Here is a 23,170-nt window from a genome sequence, read left to right as displayed (position 1 = left end):
GCGGCATCCCGGCCCGGGCTACCCTGGGTGACGTGATTCTGGGCATCGACACCTCGATCGGCACGGCCGTCGCGATCGTCGACCCTGCGGGGCGCGTCCGGGCCGAGGCCGTCAGCTCCGACCCCCGCGGCCACGCCGAGGTCATCGGCGATCTGCTCGTGCGAGTCTTCGGCGAGGCGGGCGTCGAACCCGCCGAGATCACGGCCGTCGCCGCAGGCATGGGCCCGGGACCCTTCACGGGACTGCGCGTCGGGATCGCGGCCGCGCGGGCGTTCGCCCTCGGACGCGGCATCCCCGTGGTCCCCGTGGCGAGTCATGACGCGGCCGCCCGCGCTCACGTCGACCCCGGGTTCGCCACCGCCGGCGCGGCCCCCGTCGAGGGCGAGCCGATCGCGATCGTCACCGACGCGCGTCGCCGGGAGCTCGCCGTCTCGGTGTACCGCGTCGAGAACGGGATACCGGTGCGCATCGTCGATCCCCACCTCGTGACGCGCGCGTCGACCGAGCCCCTCGATCTCTTCGGCACCCCGGCGGCCGAGCTGCCCGAGACGACGGCGATCAGCGCCGCCGCCCTCGCTCGCGTCGCCGGCGAGCGGCTCGCCGCGGGCGACGCAGGCGCCGACGCCGCCGACGTCGAGCCCCTGTATCTCCGGGCCCCGGATGTGACCGTACCCGCGGGGCCGAAGAAGGTGGGCACGTGAGCCTGCGCACGGCTACCGCCGATGACCTCGACGCCATCATGGCGCTCGAGGAGGCGTCGTTCCCCACCGACGCATGGAGCCGCACCGCCATGTCCGCCGAGATCTCGTCGCCGCACGGCCGGTACCTCGTCGACGTCGAGGACGACCGGGTCGTCGGGTACGGCGGAGTCCGCGCCGTGCCGGGCGCGGCCGACGCCGACATCCAGACCCTCGCCCTCGACCCCGCCTGCCGGGGGACGGGCCGCGGCCGCGGCCTGCTCCGCGCGCTGATGGCCGAAGCCCGCGACCGCGGGGCACGGGAGCTGTTCCTCGAGGTCCGCGCCGACAACCCCGTCGCGCAGGGGCTCTACCTCTCCGAGGGATTCGTCGAGATCGCCCGTCGCCCGCGCTACTACCAGCCCGACGACGTCGATGCGATCATCATGCAACTGAACCTCCGCGGTGAGGGAGGGACCGACCGATGACGACCACCCCGACCCGTTCCGAGCCCCTCGTCCTGGGCATCGAGACCAGCTGCGACGAGACCGGTATCGGGATCGTGCGCGGACGTACCCTGCTGTCGAACACGATCGCGAGCTCGATGGCAGAGCACGCCCGCTACGGCGGCGTCGTGCCCGAGGTCGCCGCGCGCGCCCACCTCGAGGCCCTCCAGCCTGCGATCGAGGCCGCCGTGGCCGAGGCGGGCGTCTCGCTGCAGGACCTCGACGCCGTCGCCGTGACGAGCGGGCCCGGGCTGGCCGGTGCGCTCATGGTCGGCGTCGGCGCCGCGAAGGCCCTGGCCGTCTCGCTCGGGAAGCCGCTGTACGCGGTCAACCACCTCGTCGGCCACATCGCCGCCGACATCCTGACCGGTGACGACGTCGAGTACCCGACCGTCGCCCTCCTGGTCAGCGGCGGACACACCTCGCTCCTCCTCGTGCGCGATCTCGTCTCCGACGTCGAGATGCTCGGCGAGACGATGGACGACGCCGCCGGCGAGGCGTTCGACAAGATCGCCCGCATCCTCGGCCTGCCCTATCCCGGCGGCCCCGAGATCGATCGCGCCGCCGCGAGCGGCGACCCCGACGCCATCCGGTTCCCCCGCGGCCTCTCCCGCGCCTCCGACCTGGCCGCGCACCGATACGACTTCTCCTTCTCGGGGCTCAAGACCGCCGTGGCGCGCTGGGTCGAGCAGCGCGAGGCCGCCGGCGAAGCCGTGCCCGTCGCCGACGTCGCGGCATCCTTCCGTGAAGCGGTCGTCGACGTGCTCGTCACCAAGGCGCTCGACGCGTGCGCTCAGCACGGCGTCCCGCGTCTGCTGCTCGGCGGCGGGGTGATCGCCAACCGGCGACTGCGCGAGGTCGCCCTCGAACGCGCTGCAGCCGCCGGCGTCGCGGTGCGCATCCCGCCGCTGAGCCTGTGCACCGACAACGGGGCGATGATCGCGGCGCTCGCCGCCGAGCTCATCTCTTCGGGTGCCGAGCCCTCCACCCTCTCGTTCGGCGCGGACTCGACGCTTCCGGTGACCGAGATCCAGGTGCGCGGGTGAGCGACGACCGGCTGCGCAGTCGGCGCCCCACGGTGGACGCGCCGACGGGCGATGTCGCTGCGGCGCCCGAGGCCGCGCCGCTTCCGGGGGAGCACCGTGGCGGGTTCCAGCGCGAGTTCACGCAGCCGACCCCGCTGCAGTTCGTCCCCGCGGCCGAGCGACCGGCCGAGCCCGTCGTGCCCGAGCCGCGGGTCGAGTGGGCTCCGGCGCCCGAGATCCTCCCGCGGTCGGGAGCGTGGGCGCTGGCCCTGGGGATCGTCGCGCTCGCGCTGTCACTGTTCGTCGGGTGGGCGTTCCCGCTCGGCATCGCCGCCGTCGTGATGGCCGTGCTCGCCCTCCGTCACCCGTGGGAGAGTCGCACCGTGGCCGTCTGGGCGCTGGGCCTCGCGGCGCTGTCGATCCTGTACAGCGCGGGCTGGCTCGTGTGGGCGGCGGCTCAGGCGGGGCTGCTGGGCTGACTCGCGCCACCGGGCTCGTCCTCGACGCGATCCGCGAGGACGGCGACGCGGCGATCACCGATGCGCGTGAGGAACAGCGTCGCCGACGCGCTCCCCGACAGGCGCAGCTTCTTGCGGAACTGCGCCGGATCGATGTCGACGCCGCGCTTCTTGATCTCCAGGATGCCGATGTCGGCGCGTCGGAGGGCGGCCTCGATCTCACGCGGTTTGAGCGGCAGCACGTCACGAACGCGGAACGTCGTGGCGAACGGGCTGGTGCGTCCGGCGTCGGATGTCATGTACGCCGTCCCACCGGCGAGCATGCCGGCCTCGAGCGCGCGGGCCACGTCGCCGATCAGGCGCGCACGGATGACGGCGCCGTCGGGCTCGTGCAGGTAGGCGCCGAGGTCGCGGGGGTCGGCGTCGGCGGTGTCGGCGGGCGCGGTGAGCTCGGCGGCACGGTCGCCGCGCAGAACGAGGGCCGAACGGCGCACGCCCGCGCGGGCGAGGGAGCCCGACCACACCACCAGCTCGATGGTCGAGCCGTCCGCGCTGATCCACTGCGCCTCGCCTTCCGGCGGGAGGTCGTCGCGGTCGAACGCGGGCCCGAGCTTGATCCCTGTCGGCATCCGCCGCGCGAGGTCGAAGGCCCAGTCGAGCGACGGCGTGTAGTCGGATGCCGCGACGCGCCGCGTCTCGCTGTGGCCCGAGGTGCGGCGGGCGGGATCGAGCCAGACCGCATCGATACCGTCGAGATCGGTCTCCTCGGCGCGGCCGTGGCGCACCCGGGCGGACGAGCCGAACGGGGCGAGGTTGTAGGCGGCCAGGGCGGCGGTGATCTCGTCGGCGTCGACGGCCAGAACCTCGAGCCCTATGCCCGCGAAGCCGAGTGCGTCGCCGCCGATCCCGCAGCCGAGGTCGGCGACCCGCGCGATGCCGGCGTCGCGGAACCGGCCGGCGTGGCGTGCGGCGACCGCGAGACGCGTGGCCTGCTCGAGACCCGCGCGGGTGAACAGCATCCGGTCGGCGAACGGACCGAACTTCGCCCGCGCGCGCTCGCGCAGCCGGGCTTGACCGACGACCGCCGACACGAGGTCGGGGGAGAGGCCTTCGCGCCGCAGCCGTGACACGGCCGATGCGGCATCCGCGGTCGAGGAGATCCGGAGGGTGTCGACCAGACGGAGTCCCTCGGGGGTCAGCAACGCGGAGAGCTCGGCGTGATCCACCACGACAGCCTACGCGCGGGGTCGGATCGATGCCGCGGCAGGTTGGCACTCGCGTTGCGTGAGTGCCAACGTCCCCCTAGACTCGGAGTTGGCACTCTCAGGGTGAGATTGCCAACAAGTCTTGTCGAAGAAAGAGGTAGACCGTGTCGGTTTCCATCAAGCCGCTCGAGGACCGCATCGTCATCAAGCAGGTCGAGGCCGAGCAGACCACTGCGAGTGGTCTGGTCATCCCCGACACCGCCAAGGAGAAGCCCCAGGAGGGCGAGGTCGTGGCGGTGGGCCCCGGCCGCATCGATGACAACGGCAACCGTGTTCCGCTCGACGTCGCCGTCGGCGACCGCGTGATCTACAGCAAGTACGGCGGAACCGAGGTCAAGTTCGGCGCTGACGAGTTCCTCGTGCTCTCGGCGCGCGACGTCCTCGCCGTCGTCGTCCGCTGACGCAGAGCTCTTCCACGAAGGCCCGGGTGCACCGCATCCGGGCCTTCGTCATGGCAGGCGCGCGGCGGCGGATGGCAGTCCGCGACCGGCGCAGCATGTCATGACCGTCCTATGCTTGGCTCGTGACACCCCTCGATCCCGCCCGTGAACGCTCTCTCGGCGGGATCTACGCGTTCTCGGCGTACGTGCTGTGGGGCTTCATGCCCCTGTACTTCCTCACGCTCGCCCCGATGGGCCCGTTCGAGGTCGTGTCGTGGCGCATCCTGTTCTCGCTCGTCTTCTGCGCGATCCTTCTCACGGTGCTCCGCGCCTGGGGCAAGCTGATCGCGATCCTGCGCACGCCGCGCCTCGTGCTGTGGACCATCGTGGCCGGCCTGCTCATCTACGTGAACTGGCAGGTCTTCCTCGTCAGCACCCTCACGGGGCACGTGATCGAGGGGAGTCTCGGGTACTTCATCAACCCGATCGTCACGGTGCTCCTCGGCGTCCTCGTCCTGAAGGAGCGGCTGCGGGTGGCGCAGTGGGTCGCCATCGGCATCGCCGCCGTCGCCGTCGGCGTGATCGTCGTCGGCTACGGAGCCTTCCCGTGGATCGCGCTGACGCTCGCCGCGAGTTTCGGAACCTACGGCCTCGTGAAGAAGCAGATCGGGCCGTCGGTCGACGCCGTCAGCGGCCTGACGCTCGAGTCGCTCTGGCTGGCGCCGGTCGCGATCGTTCAGGCGATCATCGTCGCGCTCACCGGCGGGCTGGTGTTCGGCTCGGTGAGCCCCGGACACACCGCGCTGGTCACCCTCGCGGGTGTCGTCACCGCCGTGCCCCTGCTCTTCTTCGCCGCCGGCGCCCGGCGCAGCAGCCTCACGGTGATCGGCCTGCTCCAGTTCGTCGCGCCGATCCTGCAGTTCATCACGGGAGCCTGGATCCTCGGCGAGCCGATGCCGCTCGAGCGATGGATCGGCTTCGGGCTCGTCTGGCTCGCCCTCGTCGTGCTGAGCGTCGACTCTCTCCGGGCCGCACGTCGCCCGAAGCGCATAGACGAGGCATCCGACGTCGCTCCCGTCGTCTGAGGCTCCCGCTTCGCATTCCGGCTCGTCGGCTCGGCGCGATGACGGTCGTGACAACGGTCCCAACCGCGGAATGACAGGCCGCACGCGAGGCCGCAGATAACGATTGGGTCGCGTAACAGACCGTTAACACATCGCAACATCGCCGACGCGGACGCGCCACTAGGTTTGACCCAACCTCGCGGGGCTTCGGTGCCGCGTTCCCACTCATCAAGGAGCACAATGGGCGTTCTCACCCGTTCCCGCACCGCGAAGGTCCTCGGCGGTATCGCCGTGATCGGCGCGAGTGCCCTCGTCCTCGCAGGCTGTGCCGGAGACAGCGAACCCGCTGCGTCGGGCGACGCCGGCGGGAACACCTCGGCCGATTTCCCCATCGACTGCGAAGCGGCCGAGCCCGCGTCGTACACGCCGGAGTACACCTCGACCTCGACGGGTCCCGGCACCGACCTCACCTACACGATCGGCACGGCGCTGCCCGTGACCGGCAACCTCGCGTTCCTCGGCCCGCCGGAGATCTCGGCGACCGAGTTCGCCGCCTCCGAGATCAACGCCGCGGGCAAGGGCATCACGATCGACCTCAAGCAGGGCGACTCGGGTGACACCGACAACAAGGCGTACGAGACGGAGATCCCCCGACTGCTGGGCGAAGGTGCCACGGCGATCATCGGAGCGGCATCCTCGGGCACGTCGCTGCAGTTCATCGACCAGGTGATCGCGGCCAACGCCATCCAGTTCTCGCCCGCCAACACCTCTGCCGCGTTCACCGGGTACAAGGACAACGGCCTGTACTGGCGCACCGCTCCCTCCGACGTGCTGCAGGGAGAGGTGCTCGGCAACCTGATCGGCGCCGACGGCAACGAGACGCTCGGCATGATCGTGCTCAACGACGCCTACGGAACCGGCCTCGCGTGCTTCACCAAGGCCGCCTTCGAGGCCGCCGGCGGCGAGGTCGTCGCGACCTCGCTCTACAACACCGGTGACACGAACTTCTCGGCCCAGGTTGAGGACGTGCTCGCGGCCGGCCCCGACGCGATCGCCCTCATCACGTTCGAAGAGGTCAAGACGATCATCCCCGAGCTCATCGGCGCCGACGTGTCGCCCGAGCAGCTCTACCTCGTCGACGGCAACCTGGCGAACTTCGGCGATGACTTCGAGGCCGGCACGATGGCCGGCGCGAAGGGCACCTACCCCGCCGTCGACCCCGCGTCGATCGCAACCTTCCGCGACAACCTGCAGGCGTTCTGGACCGGTGCCGGCAACGCCGAGCTGCAGGACTTCACCTACGGGCCGGAGTCGTACGACGCGGTCGTGCTGCTCGCCCTCGCCGCGCTGCAGGCCGGATCGACGGCCGGCCCCGACGTCGCGGCGAACCTGCAGGCGGTCTCGGGCGGCTCCGGTGACGGCACGAAGTGCACGAGCTTCGCCGAATGCGCCGACCTGATCATCGCCGGTCAGGCCGCGGACTACGACGGCGTCTCGGGCCCGATCACCTTCAACGAGGTGGGCGACCCGACGGAGGCCTCCATCGGTGTCTTCGAGTACGGCGACGACAACAACTACGAGTTCGTCCGCGTCGGCTGATTCCCACGCACGAGGGCCCCGGTCTCCCGGCCGGGGCCCTTCGTCGTATTCGCTCGGAGGCGGGGTCGCGCCCCCGCTCGGGTTGGCAGTTCCCGCCCCTTCCAATGCCTCGAGTGGGCGCGAGCTACCAGCTGAGCTGCGGGTTCAGGTTTGAGTTGGCAGTCGATGCCCCTTCTTATGCTCCGAGTGGGCATGAGCTGCCAGCTGAGCCCTGAGCTCAGGTTCGAGTTGACAGCTGATGCCCCTTCTTAGCTGAGGAGTAGGCGTGAGCTGCCTACTGGGCTGTGGGGGTCTGAGTCCCGAGCATGAGGGGACGAACCCCAGGGCGGGCGAAGCGGGCTTGGTGTGGCGGGCGGTGCCCCATCCCGGGGGGTTGAGGGGGCGCGAGCTGCCATGCCGGGGGAAGTCAGCGCGGCGGAGACCAGCCGCGACGCCGGAGCGCTCCCCGTACGAGGGTCACGGCTTCCCAGCCGGTGGGCCTGATGTGCGCCGAGGTGAGCCGCACGACCTCGAAACCGAGGGCGACGTAGGCGGTGTGCTTCTCGATGTCGCGCGTCCATTGACTCCGCGACGTGCGGTGATGGTCGCCCTCGACCTCGGCGATGATGCGGTACTCGGGCCAGACGGCATCCGCGATTCCCGCCAGCCGCCCCGAGCCGTCGCGGATCTCCTGGTCGAGCAGGGGTTCCGGCAGCCCGGCCGCCACGAGGCCGAGCCGGAAGTCGGTCTCGAGCGGCGACATCGCGCCCTCGCGGATGAGCCCCAGCGCTTCGACGAGCTTCGCGGAGCCGACGCGCCTTCCGGCGGCGACCGCAGCGGCGAGGTCATCGAGCGTGCACAGCCGCGCCTCGGACCGGCGCCGCCCCCGCTCACCGCGCGGCACCCGCACGAACGCGTCGCCGATGCGCACGAGCTCGCGCACGCCGGCATTCCGCCCGAGCATCGCCCACGTCGACGCGGGCGACGACACGCGCAGGCCATCGAGAGTCGTGACCTCGACGTGCGTCGGAGCGAGCTGACGCCCGCGGATGCCGCGCCGCCGCGGCGCTCGATCCGGCGCAAGCACCCCGACCTCGAGCTCGCCGGGGGAGTGGGCGCCCGTTCCCCACAGCACCGCCGCGGTCCGGCCGCAGAAGAACGCCCGACCGCCCATGATCGAGGCGTAGGCCCGCGCATCCTCGAGAACGCGGTGCCGGATGGCCTGATCCTCCGCGAGCGGTCCTGCCGCCGCAGCATCCTCTGCTCCGCGCCTCCGGCGCACGCCGCGGAAGGGTGTGTCGAGGTCGGCTGCACGCAACCGCTTGCGTGAGACGCCCGCGGCCGCCGCGTCGGCACACGAGAACGCTCCGCCGAGGGCTTCGGGGAGAGGGTCGGGTCGTCGCGGCATCCCCCGATCCTTCTCGTGGACTCCGCCCCGCTGGGCTCAGCGCCCCCGGCATGTGGATCCCCCGCGCGCCCGCTCCGCGGGGGAGGAGCCCCTAATGCAGTTCGCCTGGCAGCTCACGCCCCCTCCGCGCGAGCGAAGAGGCGAGAACTGCCAGGCGAGCCAGGTGAACCAGCCGAGCCAGGCGAAGCCCGGGCTCAGGTGCCCAGGGTGCCGAGGTAGAGACCGATGACCTTGGGGTCGTTGAGCAACTCGCGGCCGGTGCCCGTGTAGGCGTCGCGGCCCTGGTCGAGGACGTACCCGCGGTCGCAGATCTGCAGGCAGCGGCGGGCGTTCTGCTCGACCATGATGGTCGTCACGCCCGCCTTGTTGATCTCCGACACCCGCAGGAACGCCTCGTCCTGGCGGGACGGCGACAGGCCCGCCGAGGGCTCGTCGAGAAGCAGCACGTAGGGGTCCATCATCAGCGCGCGCCCCATCGCCACCATCTGGCGCTCGCCGCCCGACAGCGATCCGGCCCGCTGCTGCAGCCGCTTGGCGAGGTCGGGGAAGATGGATGTCACGAAGTCGGTGCGCTCCGCGACGACCTTCGGTCGCTGATACGCCCCCATCTGCAGGTTCTCCGCGATCGTCAGGCTCGGGAACACGTTGTTCGTCTGCGGCACGAAGCCGACGCCCTTCGACACGAGCTTGTTGGCACGCAGCCCCGTGATCTCCTCGCCGTTCAGCTTCACGGAACCGGAGCGCACCTTCACCTGCCCGAAGATGGCCTTGAGCATCGTCGACTTGCCGGCGCCGTTGGGGCCGATGATCCCGACGAGCTCGCCGGGAGCCGCGGTGAGGTTCGCGCCATTGAGGATGTTCACGCCGGGCAGATAGCCCGCGTGCACGTCGGTCAGTTCGACGACGTTCTCGGTCACTTGCGGTCCCCATCCTCGTCAGCGCGCGCAGCGCCCGCGGCATCCGTCGTCGGCGCCTCGTCGATCGCCTGGTCGAGCTCGTGCACCGTCTCGACGAGCTCCTCCGCCTCGGGCGGCAGCTCACCGGCGTGGCGGCCCGTCACGACGCCGAGGTCGACGTCCTGATGTGCACCGAGGTAGGCGTCGATCACGGCGGGATTCTGCATCACGGTGTCGGGCGGGCCCTCGGCGACGACGCGGCCTTCGGCCATCACGACGACCCAGTCGGCGATGTGACGCACCATGTGCATGTCGTGCTCGACGAAGACGACGGTCATGCCGAGGTCCTTCAGATCGAGGATGTGGTCGAGCAGCGACTGCGTCAGGGCGGGGTTCACGCCGGCCATCGGCTCATCCAGCATGACGAGCACGGGATCGCTCATGAGCGCCCGCGCCATCTCGAGGAGCTTTCGCTGACCGCCCGAGAGCGACGCGGCGAAGTCCTTCTCCTTGGCGTCGAGCTTGAAGCGGGCGAGCAGACCGCGCGCCTTCTCCTCGATCTCGGCTTCCTGACCCCGCCACAGGAAGGGCAGGATGCCGGCGAAGATGCCCTCGCCCTTCTGCTTCGGAGCTCCGAGCTTCATGTTCTCGAGCACCGTGAGCAGACCGAGCGACTTCGTCAGCTGGAACGTGCGCACCTGGCCCATGCGCGCCGCCTTGAAGGCGGGGATGCCGGCGAGGTTGGTCCCGTCGAACGACCACGATCCCGCGTTCGGCTTGTCGAAGCCGGTCAGCAGATTGAACAGCGTCGTCTTGCCGGCGCCGTTCGGGCCGATGAGGGCGGTGATCGCGCCGCGCGGGATCTCGAGGTGCTCGACGTCGACGGCGGTCAGGCCGCCGAAGACGCGCTTGACGCCGTCGGCGACGATGATCGGGTCGTTCTTCGCGACGCCGGGGCGGACTTCGCCGCTGCCGTCGTCTTTGTGCAGGCCGGTCGTCTTGGGGCGCGGCGTCGGGGGTACGACATCAGCGGACAAAGGTCAGCTCCTTCTTGCTTCCGAGGATGCCCTGCGGGCGGAAGATCACCAGCAGCATGAGCGCGACGCCGACCAGCACGAACACGAGCATCTGGCTCTGCTCGGTGGTCAGGAACGGCAGCCAGCCGATGTTGACGAGGGCCGGCAGCAGGTTCGACAGGAACGCGCGCACCACCCAGAACAGCACGGCGCCCAGCACCGGGCCGAAGATGGTGGCCGCGCCACCGAGCAGCAGGGCGGTCCAGACGTAGAACGTCTGCGAGGTGACGTAGACGTTCGGGTTGACGTTGGTGCCCATGGCGGTGACGATGCCGCCGGCCGCGATGATGACACCGCCGACGATGAGCGCCTGCATCTTGAACGCGAAGACGTTCTTTCCGAGCGACCGCACGGCGTCCTCGTCCTCGCGGATGCCGCGGATGACGCGGCCCCAGGGGCTGCTCATGAGCAGCCAGACCAGGGTGACGACGATCGCGATCGTGATCAGGCCGACGATGATGACCCACCACTGGTCGGACTGGTACGTCCACGGCCCGAAGCCCCACCGTCCGGGAGGAAGCGGGTTGCTCGCCCGGAACCCGGCCTGGAAGCCCGAGAGGCCGTCGGCCGATCCCGTCTGGTTGCGGAACGCCGACGTCAGGAAGAGCAGGCGCAGCACCTCGGCGGCCGCGATCGTCACGATCGCGAGGTAGTCGCCGCGCAGCCGGAGGGTGGGGATGCCCATGACGAGCGCGAAGACCACGGCGGCGATGAGGCCGATGAGTGCGGCCACCGGCCAGGCGAGACCGAAGGTGAGGATCGAGATCGCGAACCCGTAGGCGCCGATCGCCATGAAGCCCGCGACGCCCATGTTGAGCAGGCCGGCGAAGCCGAAGTGAACCGACAGGCCGATGGCGGCGAGGATGTACCCGAGGGTCGCCGGGGCGAGGATCTGCGCCGCGGTGTTGCTGAGGATCTGAAGGAAGTTCACGATGCCTATCCGATTCGCTCTCGGCGCCCGAGGAGACCCTGCGGGCGGAACAGCAGGATGACGATCAGCACGACCAGCGCGCCGACGTACTTGAGGTCGGAGGGGATCCACAGCGTCGACACCTCGACGAGGAGCCCCACGATGATGGCGCCCACGAGCGCGCCGAACGCGGTCCCGAGACCGCCGAGCGTGACGGCGGCGAAGATGAGCAGCAGGATGCTGGTGCCCATGTCCCACTTGATGCCCGGCCGGAAGTAGGCCCACAGCACACCGGACAGGCCGGCGAGCGCCGCGGCGACGACCCACACGACCCGGACCACCGCATCGACGTCGATGCCGCTGGCGGCGGCGAGCGACGGGTTGTCCGAGACGGCCCGCGTCGCGCGGCCGATCCTCGTGCGCATGAGCCACCAGGCGAAGCCGGCGATGACCACGAGCGAGACGCCCATGCTGATCACGTCGGTGAGGGTGAGGCGGATGGGGCCGAGCCCGGGGATGACCGAGGTCGAGCCGCCGGGGAGCTGGGCCGTGCCGCCGCCGACGAACATCTGGAAGATGTAGCGCAGCGCGAGCGAGAGACCGATTGAGACGATCATGAGCTGCACGGTGCCGAGGCCGCGGCGTCGCAGCGGTCGCCAGAGGCCGGCATCCATCGTCAGGCCGAACAGCGCCGAGACGGCGACCGCCAACGGGATCGCGATCCAGATCGGCAGGCTGAACCCGGCCGAGAACAGCAGCGCTGCGAGCGCTCCGAAGGTGACCATCTCGCCGTGCGCGAAGTTGGACAGGCCCGTCGTGCCGAACACGAGCGAGAGGCCGATCGCGGCGAGGGCGAGCATGAGGCCGAAGTTCAGGCCGTTGACGGCGCGGGAGAGCAGCTGATCGACGAAACTCGTCGTCTGCCGTTCGGCCGCCTCGAGGGTGAAGTTGCGCGTGATCGTGCTCGTCGCTCCGAACTCGACCTCGAGCGTCGACTCGAAGCCCTCCGGGACGGTGACCCCCGAGGGGAGGCTGTCCTCGACGAGTTCGACGGTGTAGGCGACATCCTTCGTCGGGACGCCGATCGAGAAGCTGCCTCTGTCGTTCGTCTCGCCTTCGGCTTCGAAGTCGCCGCCGGTCACGACGATGGTGGCCCCCTCGACGGGTTCACCACCGGTGCGGACGTTGCCCGCGATCGTGAAGGGCAACGACTCGGCGTCGTCTCCTGCGGCCAGGGCGGGGGAGGCGATGCCCAGGAACGCCACGGCGGCCAGGAGGCCGGCGATCAACGTCGAGAACATGCGCCTCGGGCGACGAGCAGCGCGCGTCATCGAAGTGATCGCCACTGGCACCTCCTGAGATAAGTGGACGAACGCCGAGAGGTACCGGTTCTGCTGGTGGCTTCGGCGACACCTGAACGTATGCGCTGATTGTTGCTTGCGTGTTTCCGGTGCGCAACAACGAATGCGGTGTGTCGTTTCGTGGATCTCGGGAGCGGGAATGCCGTGGGGCGCCGGGCGCTTAGAATCGTTGAGACTTTCAAGGAGTGCGCATGAGCGACTACAACGACCCGTTCGGATTCGTCGGCCTCACCTACGACGACGTCCTGCTCCTGCCGGGGCACACCGACGTCATCCCGTCCGAGGCCGATACATCGTCGCGCGTAACGCGCCGCATCACCGTGGCCACTCCGCTGCTGTCGGCCGCGATGGACACCGTCACCGAGGCGCGCCTCGCGATCGCGATCGCGCGCGAGGGCGGCCTGGGCATCATCCACCGCAACCTCTCGATCGAGGAGCAGGCGGCGATGGTCGACCGGGTCAAGCGGAGCGAGTCGGGCATGATCACCGACCCGATCACGACGACCCCCGACGCCACCATCGAAGAGGTCGACGCGCTCTGCGGGCAGTACCGCATCTCGGGCCTGCCCGTCGTCGACGACGAGGGACACCTGCTCGGCATCGTCACGAACCGCGACATGCGCTTCGTCTCGGGCTTCGAGCGGCAGACCACCAAGGTGCGCGACGTCATGACGAGCGAGAACCTGGTCACCGGTCGCGTCGGCATCGGGGCGAACGAGGTCATCGCGCTCTTCGCCCACCACCGCGTCGAGAAGCTCCCGCTCCTCGACGAGGAGGGCAAGCTCGCCGGTCTCATCACGATCAAGGACTTCGACAAGAGCGAGAAGTACCCCCTCGCCACCAAGGACGACCAGGGGCGCCTCCGCGTCGGTGCGGCCATCGGCTTCTTCGGAGACGCGTGGCAGCGGGCCGAGGCACTGCGTGACGCCGGTGTCGACGTCATCGTCGTCGACACCGCGAACGGTCAGTCCGCGGGCGTCATCGACATGGTCAAGCGCCTGAAGGCGGATGCATCCTTCGAGCACATCGACGTCATCGGCGGAAACGTCGCGACCCGCGAGGGCGCGCAGGCGCTCATCGACGCGGGTGTGGATGCCGTCAAGGTCGGCGTCGGCCCGGGCTCGATCTGCACCACGCGCGTCGTCGCCGGTGTGGGTGTGCCCCAGGTCACCGCGATCTACGAGGCGTCGCTGGCCGCGCGCGAAGCCGGCATCCCGATCATCGCCGACGGCGGTCTGCAGTACTCGGGCGACATCGCCAAGGCCCTCGTCGCCGGCGCCGACTCGGTCATGCTCGGGTCGCTCCTCGCCGGAACCGACGAGTCGCCGGGCGAGATCGTCTTCCAGGGCGGCAAGCAGTTCAAGCAGTACCGCGGCATGGGATCGCTGGGCGCGCTGCAGACCCGGGGCAAGAAGACCTCGTACTCGAAGGACCGGTACTTCCAGGCCGACGTCCCGAGCGACGACAAGCTCATCCCCGAGGGCATCGAGGGGCAGGTCGCCTACCGCGGCCCCGTGTCGGCCGTGGCATACCAGCTCATCGGCGGCCTGCGTCAGTCGATGTTCTACGTCGGCGCCCGCACCGTCGAAGAGCTGAAGGCCCGCGGCAAGTTCGTGCGCATCACTTCGGCCGGGCTCAAGGAGTCGCACCCCCACGACGTCCAGATCGTGGTCGAGGCGCCCAACTACAAGCGCTGACCCGCGCGCGCCTGTGCGCGAAGCTCGGAGATTCTGACGAAGGTCGGATCGATCGCCCCAGATCGTCCGACCTTCGTCGTATTCTCCGAGGTACGACGGGCATGGGTCGTCCTCCCCAGGGAGAGAAGCCAGGTGGCTCTCCCCACAACCGGGGGAGGGATGCCGCGGGGCCGCGGCGCCGCACGAGGATGACGGCATGCCCCGCCGTCCCACAGCATCCGATGTCACCCGATGGGTGGAGGGAGCCGGAGGCATCGCGCATCGCAGCGCGGTCCTCGCCGCCGGGTTTCCGGTGCGGGTGATCCGCGACGCGGTCGCTGCTGGCGGCCTGCGGATGGTTCGCCGCGCCTGGTGCGTCTCTGCCGGCGCACCGGGAGACCTCCGTGCTGCGGCATCGGCCGGCGGAAGGCTGAGCTGCGTCTCGCTCGCGCGACGGCGCGGGTGGTGGGTGCCCGACGGCATCCCGTCGCAGCACCACGTGCACCTCTTGCCGCACGCCGCATCCCCGGGTACCGACGACGCCGACACTGTGGCGCACTGGACCCGGCCGCTCTGCCCGGTGGCGCGGACGGATCTGCAAGCCGGTGTCGAGGACGCACTCGGCCACATCGCCCAGTGCCTGCCGCGGGAGGACGCGCTCGTGGTGTGGGAATCGGCCGCCCGCACCGAAGCCCTCGCCCCGGAGACTCTCCGGGCCGTGCCGTGGCCGTCGGTCGCGGCGCGCGAGCTCGCCGGCGCGGTCACGGGGCTGTCCGACTCCGGTCTCGAGACCCTGGTATTCGCGCCGCTGCGTGACCGCGGGGTCCCGGTCGTCCAGCAGGCGAAGATCGCGGGTCGATTCGTCGACGGCCTCGTCGGGGACCGGCTCGTCGTGCAGATCGACGGTTTCGCGTTCCACGCCTCGAGTGCGCAGCGCAGCGCCGACGTCGCCCACGACGCCGAACTGCGGCTACGCGGCTACACCGTGCTGCGCTTCACCTACCGGCAGGTCGTGCACGAGCGGGCCGCCGTCCAGCGCACCCTCCAGCGCGCCCTCGCCCAACGGCTTCACCTGCGGTCGTGAGCCCGAGCTTGCGCCCCACCGCGTTCACGGAAGTCGGAGATTCGTCGCAAGACCGGAGAGATCGTGCCGCTCGATCCGAGCGACGTGACATCCTCCGAAGCTTGCGCCCGGTCGCGAGCCCGAGGGCCCGACTCACCCTCGCGGCAGCCGGAAGGGCGCCGCGGCGCGCGCCGTCGCATCCAGCGCGAGGTCGGCGAGGGTCGCGCCGATGCCGGGGGCGAACTTGAAGCCGTGCCCCGAGAAGCCCGCTCCCACCACCACCGAGCCGACGCGATCGAGCACGAAGGCGCTGTCGTCGGTCGAGGTGTAGGTGCACGACAGGTGCACGGCAGAGTCGGGGTCGAGCCCCGGCATCCATTCGCGCACGTAGTGGACGAGCGTCTCGTGGTGCGTCACCCGGTGGGTGCGCGCGTCGGGGTCGACGACGTCCCCGACACGGTGGAACCCGACCTTGACGCCCTCGCCCGGCGTCGGCATCCCGTAGACCGGCGCCGGGTAGCGGCTGGGATCGAGCCGGTGGTTGAACGACGGCCACGGGCCCGCGGTGGGCGCGAAGTGCGCCGGGGTCTCCTCGGTCACCGTGAGTCGCGGCAGACGGATGCCGGGCAGCAGGCGCTCGGTCCAGGCGCCGACGGTCGCGACGACGACGTCCGCCTCGACCTCGCCGCCGCTCGCCAGCCGCACGCGCGCGCCGCGCTCGCCGAGATCGTCGATGCCGGCGACGGGCGCTCCCCAGCGGACCTCGCCGCCGCCGTCCTGCACGCGCCGCTCGAGCTCGAGCATCGCGGCCGACGCGCGCGCCACCCCGGCATCCGCGGAGTAGAGCACGTCGGTCTCGAACCGCATCCCCGGCCAGCGCGCACCCGCCTCCGCAGCCGAGAGCATCTCGGCGGGGATGCCGCGCGCGCCGAGTCTCCGCGCGATCGTCTCGAGACCATCGGCGTCGTCGGCGCCGCCACCGAGGTCGCCGCCGACGCCGTGGGTCACGAGCCCATGCCGCCGCAGCAGCGGCTCGCCGTCGACCTCGCCGAGCGCATCCCAGCCCTCACGCGCTCGCTGCAGCAGGTCGAGGTAGTGGCCGTCGGCGTAGGCGTTGTTGAAGTTCCGCGTCGCGCCGTGCGAAGCACCGTGGGTGTGCCCCCGCCCGAAGCGCTCGAGGACGAGAGGACGTTCGCCGCGACGGACGAGGGCCCACGCGGTGGCGAGGCCCATGACGCCCGCGCCGACGATCACGATGCGACTCATGCGGCCAGCATCCCACTCCGTGCCGCGCCGCTGTGCATAGCTGCGACCGTCCTCGGAGAATCGCGTCATCTTCGGCGGCATTCGCCCTCAGCATCCGAGCCCCGTGCGAGTCTCCGAGCTGCGCGGGCACCCGCGCCGAGGTGCGATAGCCTGGTCGGCTCCGCAGTGGAGCGGAAAGGCCCGGTCCACGATGGGATCGCTCGACATTCAGGGTGTCTCGTACACCCTCCCCGACGGCAGACCGCTGCTCGACGAGGTCACGTTCCGCGTCGGTGCGGGATCGACGACCGCGCTGATTGGTCAGAACGGCGCAGGCAAGACGACGCTGCTGCGCATCATCCGCGGGGATGCCGCGGCCCACGGCGGTGTCGTCCAGATCGACGGCGGCCTCGGGGTCATGGACCAGTTCGTCGGGCACGGTGGTGCCGGTGAGACCGTTCACGACCTGCTCATCTCGGTCGCGCCCGAACGCGTCCGCCGTGCGGCGCGTGAGCTGGACGACGCCGAGAACGCCGTGATCGCCTCGGACGAGCTCGACACCCAGATGCGCTACGCCGCTGCGATCGCCGACTACGCCGACGCGGGCGGCTACGAGTACGAGACGGTGTGGGACACCTGCACGACGGCGGCCCTCGGCGTGCCGTTCGAGCGGGCGCGCTACCGCGAGCTGACGACGCTCTCGGGCGGCGAGCAGAAGCGGCTGGCTCTCGAGGCGCTGCTCCGCGGGCCCGACGAGGTGCTGCTCCTCGACGAGCCGGACAACTATCTCGACGTTACGGGGAAGCGCTGGCTCGAGGAGCGGCTGCGCGAGACGGCGAAGACGGTCCTGCTCGTCTCGCACGACCGGGAGCTGCTCGCCCGCGCCGCCGATCGCATCGTGACGCTCGAGGCCGGGGAAGCGGGCAGCACCGCCTGGGTGCACGGCGGAGGATTCGAGACCTATCACCGCGCCCGCGACGAGCGCATGGCGCGGCTCGACGAGCTGCGCCGCCGGTGGGACGAGGAGCACGCGAAGCTGAAGCGGTTCGTCGCCGACATGAAGGCGAAGGCGGCGGCCAGCGACGAGTTCGCGTCGCGATACCGCGCGGCGCAGACGCGGCTGCGCCGGTTCGAGGAGGCCGGGCCGCCCGAAGAGCGTCCGCCGGAGCAGAACCTCGAGCTGCGCCTGCGCGGCTCGCGCACCGGCAAGCGCGCGGTCGTCGCCGACGGGCTCGAACTCACGGGGCTCATGCGGCCCTTCGACCTCGAGGTCTGGTTCGGCGACCGGGTCGCGGTGCTCGGCTCGAACGGCTCGGGAAAGTCGCACTTCCTGCGTCTCCTCGCCGCGGGCGGCACGGAGCCCGACGCTCTGCTGGGGCACGTCACCGCCGTCGGCTCGGCGCTCGAGCCGGTCGCGCACGCCGGGACGGTGACGCTCGGTGCGCGGGTGGTCCCGGGCTGGTTCGCCCAGACCCACCGGCATCCGGAGTTCACCGGCCGCACGCTGCTCGAGATCCTGCACCGCGGAGACGACCGCCGAGTCGGGATGCCGCGGGATGCCGCGAGCTCGGCGCTCGACCGCTATGGGCTCGTCCGCCAGGCCGAGCAGACCTTCGACAGCCTGTCGGGCGGTCAGCAGGCGCGGTTCCAGGTGCTTCTGCTCGAGCTCTCGGGTGCGACGCTGCTGCTGCTGGACGAGCCCACCGACAACCTCGACCTCACGTCGGCCGAAGCCCTCGAACGGGCGCTCGCCGCGTTCGAGGGCACGGTGCTCGCGGTCACCCACGACCGCTGGTTCGCGCGCTCGTTCGACCGGTTCGTCGTCTTCGGCGGCGACGGCCGCGTCTACGAGTCGAGCGAGGCGGTCTGGGACGAGCAGCGGGTCGCCCGCGCGCGCTGAGCGGACGGCCGGTCCGGCTGTCGTGTCCGGACCGGCCGGTAGGCTGGAGGGGTGACCATGGAGATCGAGCTCGGCCGCGCCAAGCGCGCCCGTCGGGCCTACGCGTTCGACGACATCGCTGTGGTGCCCTCGCGGCGCACCCGCAACACCGAGGACGTGTCGACCGCCTGGTCGATCGACGCCTTCCAGTTCTCGATCCCGGTGCTCGGCGCCCCGATGGACTCGGTCACGAGCCCCCGGACGGCGATCATGCTCGGTCAGCTCGGCGGACTGGGCGTCCTCGATCTCGAAGGACTCTGGACGCGGTACGACGACCCCGAGCCGCTGCTCGCCGAGATCGCGGGGCTGCCCGACGCGTCGGCGACGCGACGCATGCAGGAGCTCTATGCCGAGCCGATCAAGCCCGAGCTCGTGCGCGACCGCCTGGCCGAGATCCGCGCGGCGGGCGTCACGGTCGCCGGCTCGCTGACTCCGCAGCGCACGCAGGAGCTGTACGAGACCGTCGTCGCCGCGGGCGTCGACCTGTTCGTCATCCGCGGCACGACGGTGTCGGCCGAGCACGTCTCGAGCGTCGATGAACCGCTGAACCTCAAGAAGTTCATCTACGACCTCGACGTCCCCGTGATCGTCGGCGGTGCCGCGACCTACACGGCGGCCCTCCACCTCATGCGCACCGGTGCGGCGGGCGTGCTCGTCGGCTTCGGCGGCGGCGCCGCCTCCACCACGCGCGCGACGCTGGGCCTGCACGCTCCGATGGCGACGGCTGTGGCCGATGTCGCCGGAGCACGTCGTGACTACCTCGACGAGTCGGGCGGACGCTACGTCCACGTCATCGCCGACGGCGGCGTCGGCACCTCCGGTGACATCGTCAAGGCGCTCGCGATGGGTGCCGACGCGGTCATGCTGGGGGTCGCCCTGGCTCGTGCGACGGATGCTCCCGGCCAGGGGTTCCACTGGGGTCCCGAGGCGCACCACGCTCAGCTGCCGCGCGGTCGCCGCGTGGCGGTCGAGCAGGTCGGCTCCCTCGAAGAGGTGCTCTACGGCCCGGCCCCGGTCGCCGACGGCACCGCGAACCTCATCGGCGCACTGAAGAAGTCGATGGCGACGACCGGCTACTCCGACCTCAAGGAGTTCCAGCGCGTGGAGGTCGTGGTGGCGCCGTACAGCGTGCGGTGACATGACCTCGACCGATCCCGCTCCGCCCACCCCGCCGTCGGCCGCGTTCGCGCCGACGCTGCGCGAGGTCATGCTCCGGCCGTGGTGGCTCGGCATGCTCGCGTTCGCGCTGCTCGTGGCCGCGGTGTTCGCGTGGCTCGGGCAGTGGCAGCTCTCGCGCGCCGTCGACACCTCGCCGCCGCCGCCGGGGCAGACCGAGCAGGTGCGCCCGCTCGCCGATGTGACCGAACCCGGCGCGTACCTGCCCGAACCGCTTGTGGGCCAGCGCGTCGAGGTACGCGGTTCGTTCGTCCCCGACGACTTCGAGGTCGTCTCGTCGCGGTTCGATCGTGGCGAGGAGGGGTACTGGGTGACCGGCCAGCTCCGCGTCGACCCCGAGTCGGCCCGCTCGTCCGACCCGACCTCGCTCGCCGTCGCCGTGGGGTGGACGGCCGATCGCGCCGAGGCGGACGCCGCGGCAGCTGCCCTCGCCGCCGACCCGCCACAGGATGTCGCCCTCACGGGGCGCATCATCTCCGACGAAGGCCCTGCGCTGCCGGGGCGTGGCGCCGATCCGCAGGAGATGACGCGGATGTCGCCCGCCGCGCTGCTCAGCCGCTGGCACGACACCGCGGGGCTCGACGTCTACCGCGGCTATCTCACGTCCGCGGAGTCGTTCGGGGGTCTGACCACGATCCACTCGCCGGCGCCCGACGAGCGCTCCAACGTCAACTGGCTCAACATCTTCTACGCCGTCGAGTGGGCGGTGTTCGCCGGCTTCGCCTTCTACATGTGGTACCGCCTGGCGAAGGACGCGTGGGAGAAGGAACTCGAAGACCTCGAGGACGAGCGCGAGGACGCTGACGTCGCCGCCGCGGGAAGCGCCCCGCCGGGCCGCGACTAGACTGGACGCCATGCCTCGCGCCCCGAAACTCGCCACGTTCCCGGCGATCCGGAACGCTCTGCGCTTCTACCAGATCTGTTCGGTGATCACGGGTGTCGGTCTGCTGCTCCTGCTCGCGGAGATGATCCTGAAGTACACCCCGATCCACACCGAGCTCTTCGCCGGCGGCTCGGGCGGCCTGCTGTGGTTCGCCCCGGTGATCGCCGGCGCCGATTGCGAGTGGTGGTCGCTGTTCCTGCCGCAGACGAACTCGTGCGAGATGCTCTCGACGGGTGACGGGTTCAACGTCTCGCTGGCGATCCTCGTCGTGCACGGCTGGTTCTACGTCGTGTACCTGTTCTCGTGCTTCCGCGTGTGGAGTCTCATGCGCTGGTCGTTCCCCCGCTTCATCCTGCTCGCGCTCGGCGGAGTCGTTCCCGCCCTGTCGTTCTTCATGGAGGCCCGCGTCGCACGCGAGGTGAGGACCTACCTCGCCGAGCGCGAAGCCGCTGAGGCAGCCGCATCCATCCCCGCCACGGAAGGCACCCGGTGACCACACAGACCGAAACGTCGCAGCGTCCTGTCCTCGTCGTCGACTTCGGCGCGCAGTACGCCCAGCTCATCGCCCGCCGTGTGCGTGAGGCGGGCGTGTACAGCGAGCTCGTCCCGCACACCGCGACCGCCGAGGAGATCGCCGCGAAGGAGCCGGTCGGCATCATCCTCTCCGGCGGTCCGTCGTCGGTGTACGAGCCCGGCGCCCCGGCCATCGATCCGGGTGTGTTCGATCTCGGGGTGCCGACCCTCGGCATCTGCTACGGATTCCAGGTGATGGCGCAGGCCCTCGGCGGCGAGGTCGCCAACACGGGGCTCCGCGAGTACGGAGCCACCGACGCGACCATCGTCACGGAGGGCACGCTGCTCGAGGGGCAGCCCGCCGAGCAGAACGTCTGGATGAGTCACGGCGACCAGGTGTCGCGCGCGCCGGAGGGCTTCGAGGTGCTTGCCCGTACCGCCGCCACCCCCGTGGCCGCCTTCGCCAACGATGTGCGCAAGTTCTACGGCGTGCAGTGGCACCCCGAGGTGAAGCACTCCGACCACGGACAGAACGTGCTCGAGAACTTCCTGCACAAGGCGGCGGGGCTCCCCGCCGATTGGAACAGCGGCAACGTGATCGCCGAGCAGGTCGAGCGCATCCGCGAACAGGTGGGCTCGGGGCGGGTGATCTCCGCGCTGTCGGGCGGTGTCGACTCGGCGGTCTCGACGGCCCTCGTGCACAAGGCGGTCGGTGACAAGCTGACGGCGATCTTCGTCGACCACGGTCTGCTCCGGAAGGGAGAGCGGGAACAGGTCGAGAACGACTACGTCGCCTCGACCGGCGTTCGGCTGATCACGGTCGATGCGCGCGAACGGTTCCTCGAGGCTCTCGCCGGCGTCAGCGACCCCGAGCAAAAGCGGAAGATCATCGGCCGCGAGTTCATCCGTGCGTTCGAGCAGGCCGAGCGCGACCTGATGGCCGAGGCGGCCGCCGATGGCGAGCCGATCCGGTTCCTCGTGCAGGGCACGCTGTACCCGGATGTCGTGGAGTCCGGCGGTGGCGCCGGCACGGCGAACATCAAGAGCCACCACAACGTCGGCGGCTTGCCCGAAGACCTGCAGTTCGAGCTCATCGAGCCGCTGCGGACGCTGTTCAAGGACGAGGTCCGCGCGATCGGGCGCGAGCTGGGTCTGCCCGAGGCCATCGTCGGACGCCAGCCGTTTCCGGGGCCCGGCCTCGGAATCCGCATCGTGGGCGAGGTCACCGCTGATCGTCTCGAGATCCTGCGTGACGCCGACGCCATCGCGCGCGCCGAGCTGACGAAGGCGGGACTGGACGCCGAGATCTGGCAGTGCCCGGTCGTGCTGCTCGCCGACGTCCGGTCGGTGGGCGTCCAGGGGGATGGGCGCACCTACGGCCACCCCATCGTGCTGCGTCCCGTCTCGAGCGAGGACGCGATGACCGCCGACTGGACGCGGCTGCCCTACGACGTGCTGTCGAAGATCTCGAACCGCATCACGAACGAGGTCCGCGAGGTCAACCGCGTGGTGCTCGATGTCACGTCGAAGCCCCCGGGGACGATCGAGTGGGAGTGAGCGCGCCAGCGACGCTCCACAGGGAAACGGCGGATGCCGCGGCCGAACGAGTCGCGGCATCCGCCGTTTTCCGCGTCATGACGCGGATCGCGAGCTTCTGGCAGCTGCGCGACACGCCCGGGATGTCACGCCGCTTTGCCACGATGCCGGGAGCCGCGTAACTTATTACTCGTTCGCCCCACAGGGAAGAGCGAAGGGCCGGAAGGCTGACGCCCCCTCAAGCGGAGAACGAATCCCATCCCAAACCTCTTGCGAGAACAAGACGCTTGCGTCTAGGATGGAACCTCCACCCCGAACAGCAGTCCTCGACTGTCACGGAACCTCGTTCCGAAGGCAGATCGAAGCGCGTCGCGGGTGGGGTATGGTTGTGAAGTTGCCCTCTGGGCTGGCTGTGAGGTCAGTTGGGGGAGCGTCCGATCCTTGAGAACTCAACAGCGTGCACTTGTCAAATGCCAAATAACCTCGACTCCACTTCGGTGGGGTGAGATTCCTTTGGATCAAAGACCTCCTCTTT

21 protein-coding genes are annotated in these 23,170 nt (G+C 70.5%); 14 read left to right on the top strand and 7 right to left on the bottom strand.

Features of this window, described 5'->3' with window-relative positions:
• The first annotated feature begins 32 nt into the window (after positions 1 to 32).
• Genes tsaB through C3481_RS15140 form a run of 4 tightly spaced genes read left to right on the top strand, consistent with a single transcriptional unit; the run spans position 33 to position 2,687 of the window.
• A complete protein-coding gene (gene tsaB, locus C3481_RS15155) occupies positions 33 to 701 on the top strand; it encodes a tRNA (adenosine(37)-N6)-threonylcarbamoyltransferase complex dimerization subunit type 1 TsaB (protein WP_103843165.1) in 669 nt (222 codons plus the stop codon).
• On the top strand, positions 698 to 1,165 hold the full coding sequence (gene rimI / locus C3481_RS15150) for a ribosomal protein S18-alanine N-acetyltransferase (protein ID WP_023954382.1): 468 nt from the start codon (positions 698 to 700) through the stop codon (positions 1,163 to 1,165). Before tsaB ends, rimI begins: the two co-directional genes overlap by 4 nt.
• Positions 1,162 to 2,229: a tRNA (adenosine(37)-N6)-threonylcarbamoyltransferase complex transferase subunit TsaD gene (gene tsaD, locus C3481_RS15145; RefSeq protein ID WP_064955362.1), complete on the top strand. Its 1,068-nt coding sequence runs from the start codon at positions 1,162 to 1,164 to the stop codon at positions 2,227 to 2,229. The genes rimI and tsaD overlap by 4 nt, the downstream gene beginning before the upstream one ends.
• Positions 2,226 to 2,687: a hypothetical protein gene (locus tag C3481_RS15140; RefSeq protein ID WP_103843163.1), complete on the top strand. Its 462-nt coding sequence runs from the start codon at positions 2,226 to 2,228 to the stop codon at positions 2,685 to 2,687. The genes tsaD and C3481_RS15140 overlap by 4 nt, the downstream gene beginning before the upstream one ends.
• On the opposite strand, the gene C3481_RS15135 is transcribed toward C3481_RS15140, so the two are convergent.
• Positions 2,666 to 3,892, bottom strand: a complete 1,227-nt coding sequence (locus tag C3481_RS15135) for a class I SAM-dependent methyltransferase (protein ID WP_071919135.1) — start codon at positions 3,890 to 3,892, stop codon at positions 2,666 to 2,668. The genes C3481_RS15140 and C3481_RS15135 overlap by 22 nt on opposite strands.
• 143 nt (positions 3,893 to 4,035) lie before the next feature.
• Here C3481_RS15135 and groES point away from each other — a divergent pair, with 143 nt between their 5' ends.
• The 3 genes from groES (at position 4,036) to C3481_RS15120 (ending at position 6,974) form a co-directional block, all read left to right on the top strand.
• Positions 4,036 to 4,332, top strand: coding sequence for a co-chaperone GroES (gene groES, locus C3481_RS15130; RefSeq protein WP_023954390.1), 297 nt, complete (start codon positions 4,036 to 4,038; stop codon positions 4,330 to 4,332).
• A 122-nt stretch (positions 4,333 to 4,454) separates the two neighbouring features.
• Positions 4,455 to 5,396, top strand: a complete 942-nt coding sequence (gene rarD / locus C3481_RS15125; RefSeq protein WP_103843161.1) for an EamA family transporter RarD — start codon at positions 4,455 to 4,457, stop codon at positions 5,394 to 5,396.
• Positions 5,397 to 5,615: 219 nt separating this feature from the next.
• On the top strand, positions 5,616 to 6,974 hold the full coding sequence (locus C3481_RS15120) for an ABC transporter substrate-binding protein (RefSeq protein ID WP_023954394.1): 1,359 nt from the start codon (positions 5,616 to 5,618) through the stop codon (positions 6,972 to 6,974).
• A gap of 406 nt (positions 6,975 to 7,380) precedes the next feature.
• On the opposite strand, the gene C3481_RS15115 is transcribed toward C3481_RS15120, so the two are convergent.
• The 5 genes from C3481_RS15115 to C3481_RS15095 form a co-directional block, all read right to left on the bottom strand.
• Positions 7,381 to 8,361 carry a hypothetical protein gene (locus C3481_RS15115; protein ID WP_103843159.1) on the bottom strand — a complete coding sequence of 327 codons (981 nt, stop codon included), beginning with the start codon at positions 8,359 to 8,361 and terminating at the stop codon, positions 7,381 to 7,383.
• A 194-nt stretch (positions 8,362 to 8,555) separates the two neighbouring features.
• Complete coding sequence (locus C3481_RS15110; protein ID WP_023954398.1) at positions 8,556 to 9,278, bottom strand: ABC transporter ATP-binding protein; 723 nt, start codon at positions 9,276 to 9,278, stop codon at positions 8,556 to 8,558.
• The gene (locus C3481_RS15105; protein WP_071919137.1) at positions 9,275 to 10,294 is read right to left on the bottom strand and encodes an ABC transporter ATP-binding protein; all 1,020 of its coding nucleotides are present in this window, start codon (positions 10,292 to 10,294) and stop codon (positions 9,275 to 9,277) included. The genes C3481_RS15110 and C3481_RS15105 overlap by 4 nt, the downstream gene beginning before the upstream one ends.
• Positions 10,284 to 11,264 (bottom strand): branched-chain amino acid ABC transporter permease, encoded by a 981-nt coding sequence (locus C3481_RS15100; RefSeq protein WP_023954402.1) that lies wholly within the window; start codon positions 11,262 to 11,264, stop codon positions 10,284 to 10,286. Before C3481_RS15100 ends, C3481_RS15105 begins: the two co-directional genes overlap by 11 nt.
• Positions 11,265 to 11,269: 5 nt before the next feature.
• On the bottom strand, positions 11,270 to 12,544 hold the full coding sequence (locus C3481_RS15095) for a branched-chain amino acid ABC transporter permease (RefSeq protein ID WP_172407867.1): 1,275 nt from the start codon (positions 12,542 to 12,544) through the stop codon (positions 11,270 to 11,272).
• 251 nt (positions 12,545 to 12,795) lie between these two features.
• On the opposite strand from C3481_RS15095, the gene guaB reads away from it, so the two are divergent.
• Positions 12,796 to 14,301: an IMP dehydrogenase gene (guaB, locus tag C3481_RS15090; protein ID WP_023954406.1), complete on the top strand. Its 1,506-nt coding sequence runs from the start codon at positions 12,796 to 12,798 to the stop codon at positions 14,299 to 14,301.
• Positions 14,302 to 14,497: 196 nt separating this feature from the next.
• Positions 14,498 to 15,364, top strand: coding sequence for an endonuclease domain-containing protein (locus C3481_RS15085; protein ID WP_064955356.1), 867 nt, complete (start codon positions 14,498 to 14,500; stop codon positions 15,362 to 15,364).
• Between the two features lie 132 nt (positions 15,365 to 15,496).
• Here the strand turns inward: C3481_RS15085 and C3481_RS15080 are convergent, their stop codons facing one another.
• Positions 15,497 to 16,609: an FAD-dependent oxidoreductase gene (locus C3481_RS15080; protein WP_103843206.1), complete on the bottom strand. Its 1,113-nt coding sequence runs from the start codon at positions 16,607 to 16,609 to the stop codon at positions 15,497 to 15,499.
• 190 nt (positions 16,610 to 16,799) lie between these two features.
• On the opposite strand from C3481_RS15080, the gene C3481_RS15075 reads away from it, so the two are divergent.
• Genes C3481_RS15075 through guaA form a run of 5 tightly spaced genes read left to right on the top strand, consistent with a single transcriptional unit; the run spans position 16,800 to position 22,656 of the window.
• Entirely contained in the window at positions 16,800 to 18,488 is a 1,689-nt protein-coding gene (locus tag C3481_RS15075; protein ID WP_103843157.1) for an ABC-F family ATP-binding cassette domain-containing protein, read from the top strand.
• A gap of 57 nt (positions 18,489 to 18,545) precedes the next feature.
• Positions 18,546 to 19,664 (top strand): GuaB3 family IMP dehydrogenase-related protein, encoded by a 1,119-nt coding sequence (locus tag C3481_RS15070; RefSeq protein ID WP_023954414.1) that lies wholly within the window; start codon positions 18,546 to 18,548, stop codon positions 19,662 to 19,664.
• Position 19,665: 1 nt separating this feature from the next.
• Positions 19,666 to 20,547 (top strand): SURF1 family protein, encoded by an 882-nt coding sequence (locus tag C3481_RS15065; protein ID WP_103843155.1) that lies wholly within the window; start codon positions 19,666 to 19,668, stop codon positions 20,545 to 20,547.
• Positions 20,548 to 20,557: 10 nt separating this feature from the next.
• Positions 20,558 to 21,079: a DUF3817 domain-containing protein gene (locus C3481_RS15060; protein WP_023954418.1), complete on the top strand. Its 522-nt coding sequence runs from the start codon at positions 20,558 to 20,560 to the stop codon at positions 21,077 to 21,079.
• Positions 21,076 to 22,656 (top strand): glutamine-hydrolyzing GMP synthase, encoded by a 1,581-nt coding sequence (gene guaA / locus C3481_RS15055; RefSeq protein WP_023954420.1) that lies wholly within the window; start codon positions 21,076 to 21,078, stop codon positions 22,654 to 22,656. Before C3481_RS15060 ends, guaA begins: the two co-directional genes overlap by 4 nt.
• The last annotated feature ends 514 nt before the right edge of the window (positions 22,657 to 23,170 follow it).

This window comes from Microbacterium sp. Ru50 (genome assembly GCF_002920555.1).
In the GTDB taxonomy this organism is placed as follows: Bacteria; Actinomycetota; Actinomycetes; order Actinomycetales; family Microbacteriaceae; genus Microbacterium; species Microbacterium arborescens.
The sequence above is the reverse complement of the archived record's forward strand: the minus strand, read 5'-3'. Positions and strand labels throughout refer to the sequence as shown.

Coding starts and splice junctions, on each gene's coding strand:
- tsaD (WP_064955362.1), top strand. CDS start 1,162: ATGACGACCACCCCGACCCGTTCCGAGCCCCTCGTCCTGGGCATCGAG.
- C3481_RS15120 (WP_023954394.1), top strand. CDS start 5,616: ATGGGCGTTCTCACCCGTTCCCGCACCGCGAAGGTCCTCGGCGGTATC.
- C3481_RS15115 (WP_103843159.1), bottom strand. CDS start 8,361: ATGCCGCGACGACCCGACCCTCTCCCCGAAGCCCTCGGCGGAGCGTTC.
- C3481_RS15095 (WP_172407867.1), bottom strand. CDS start 12,544: ATGTTCTCGACGTTGATCGCCGGCCTCCTGGCCGCCGTGGCGTTCCTG.
- guaB (WP_023954406.1), top strand. CDS start 12,796: ATGAGCGACTACAACGACCCGTTCGGATTCGTCGGCCTCACCTACGAC.
- C3481_RS15085 (WP_064955356.1), top strand. CDS start 14,498: ATGCCCCGCCGTCCCACAGCATCCGATGTCACCCGATGGGTGGAGGGA.
- C3481_RS15080 (WP_103843206.1), bottom strand. CDS start 16,609: ATGAGTCGCATCGTGATCGTCGGCGCGGGCGTCATGGGCCTCGCCACC.
- C3481_RS15075 (WP_103843157.1), top strand. CDS start 16,800: ATGGGATCGCTCGACATTCAGGGTGTCTCGTACACCCTCCCCGACGGC.
- C3481_RS15070 (WP_023954414.1), top strand. CDS start 18,546: ATGGAGATCGAGCTCGGCCGCGCCAAGCGCGCCCGTCGGGCCTACGCG.
- C3481_RS15065 (WP_103843155.1), top strand. CDS start 19,666: ATGACCTCGACCGATCCCGCTCCGCCCACCCCGCCGTCGGCCGCGTTC.
- C3481_RS15060 (WP_023954418.1), top strand. CDS start 20,558: ATGCCTCGCGCCCCGAAACTCGCCACGTTCCCGGCGATCCGGAACGCT.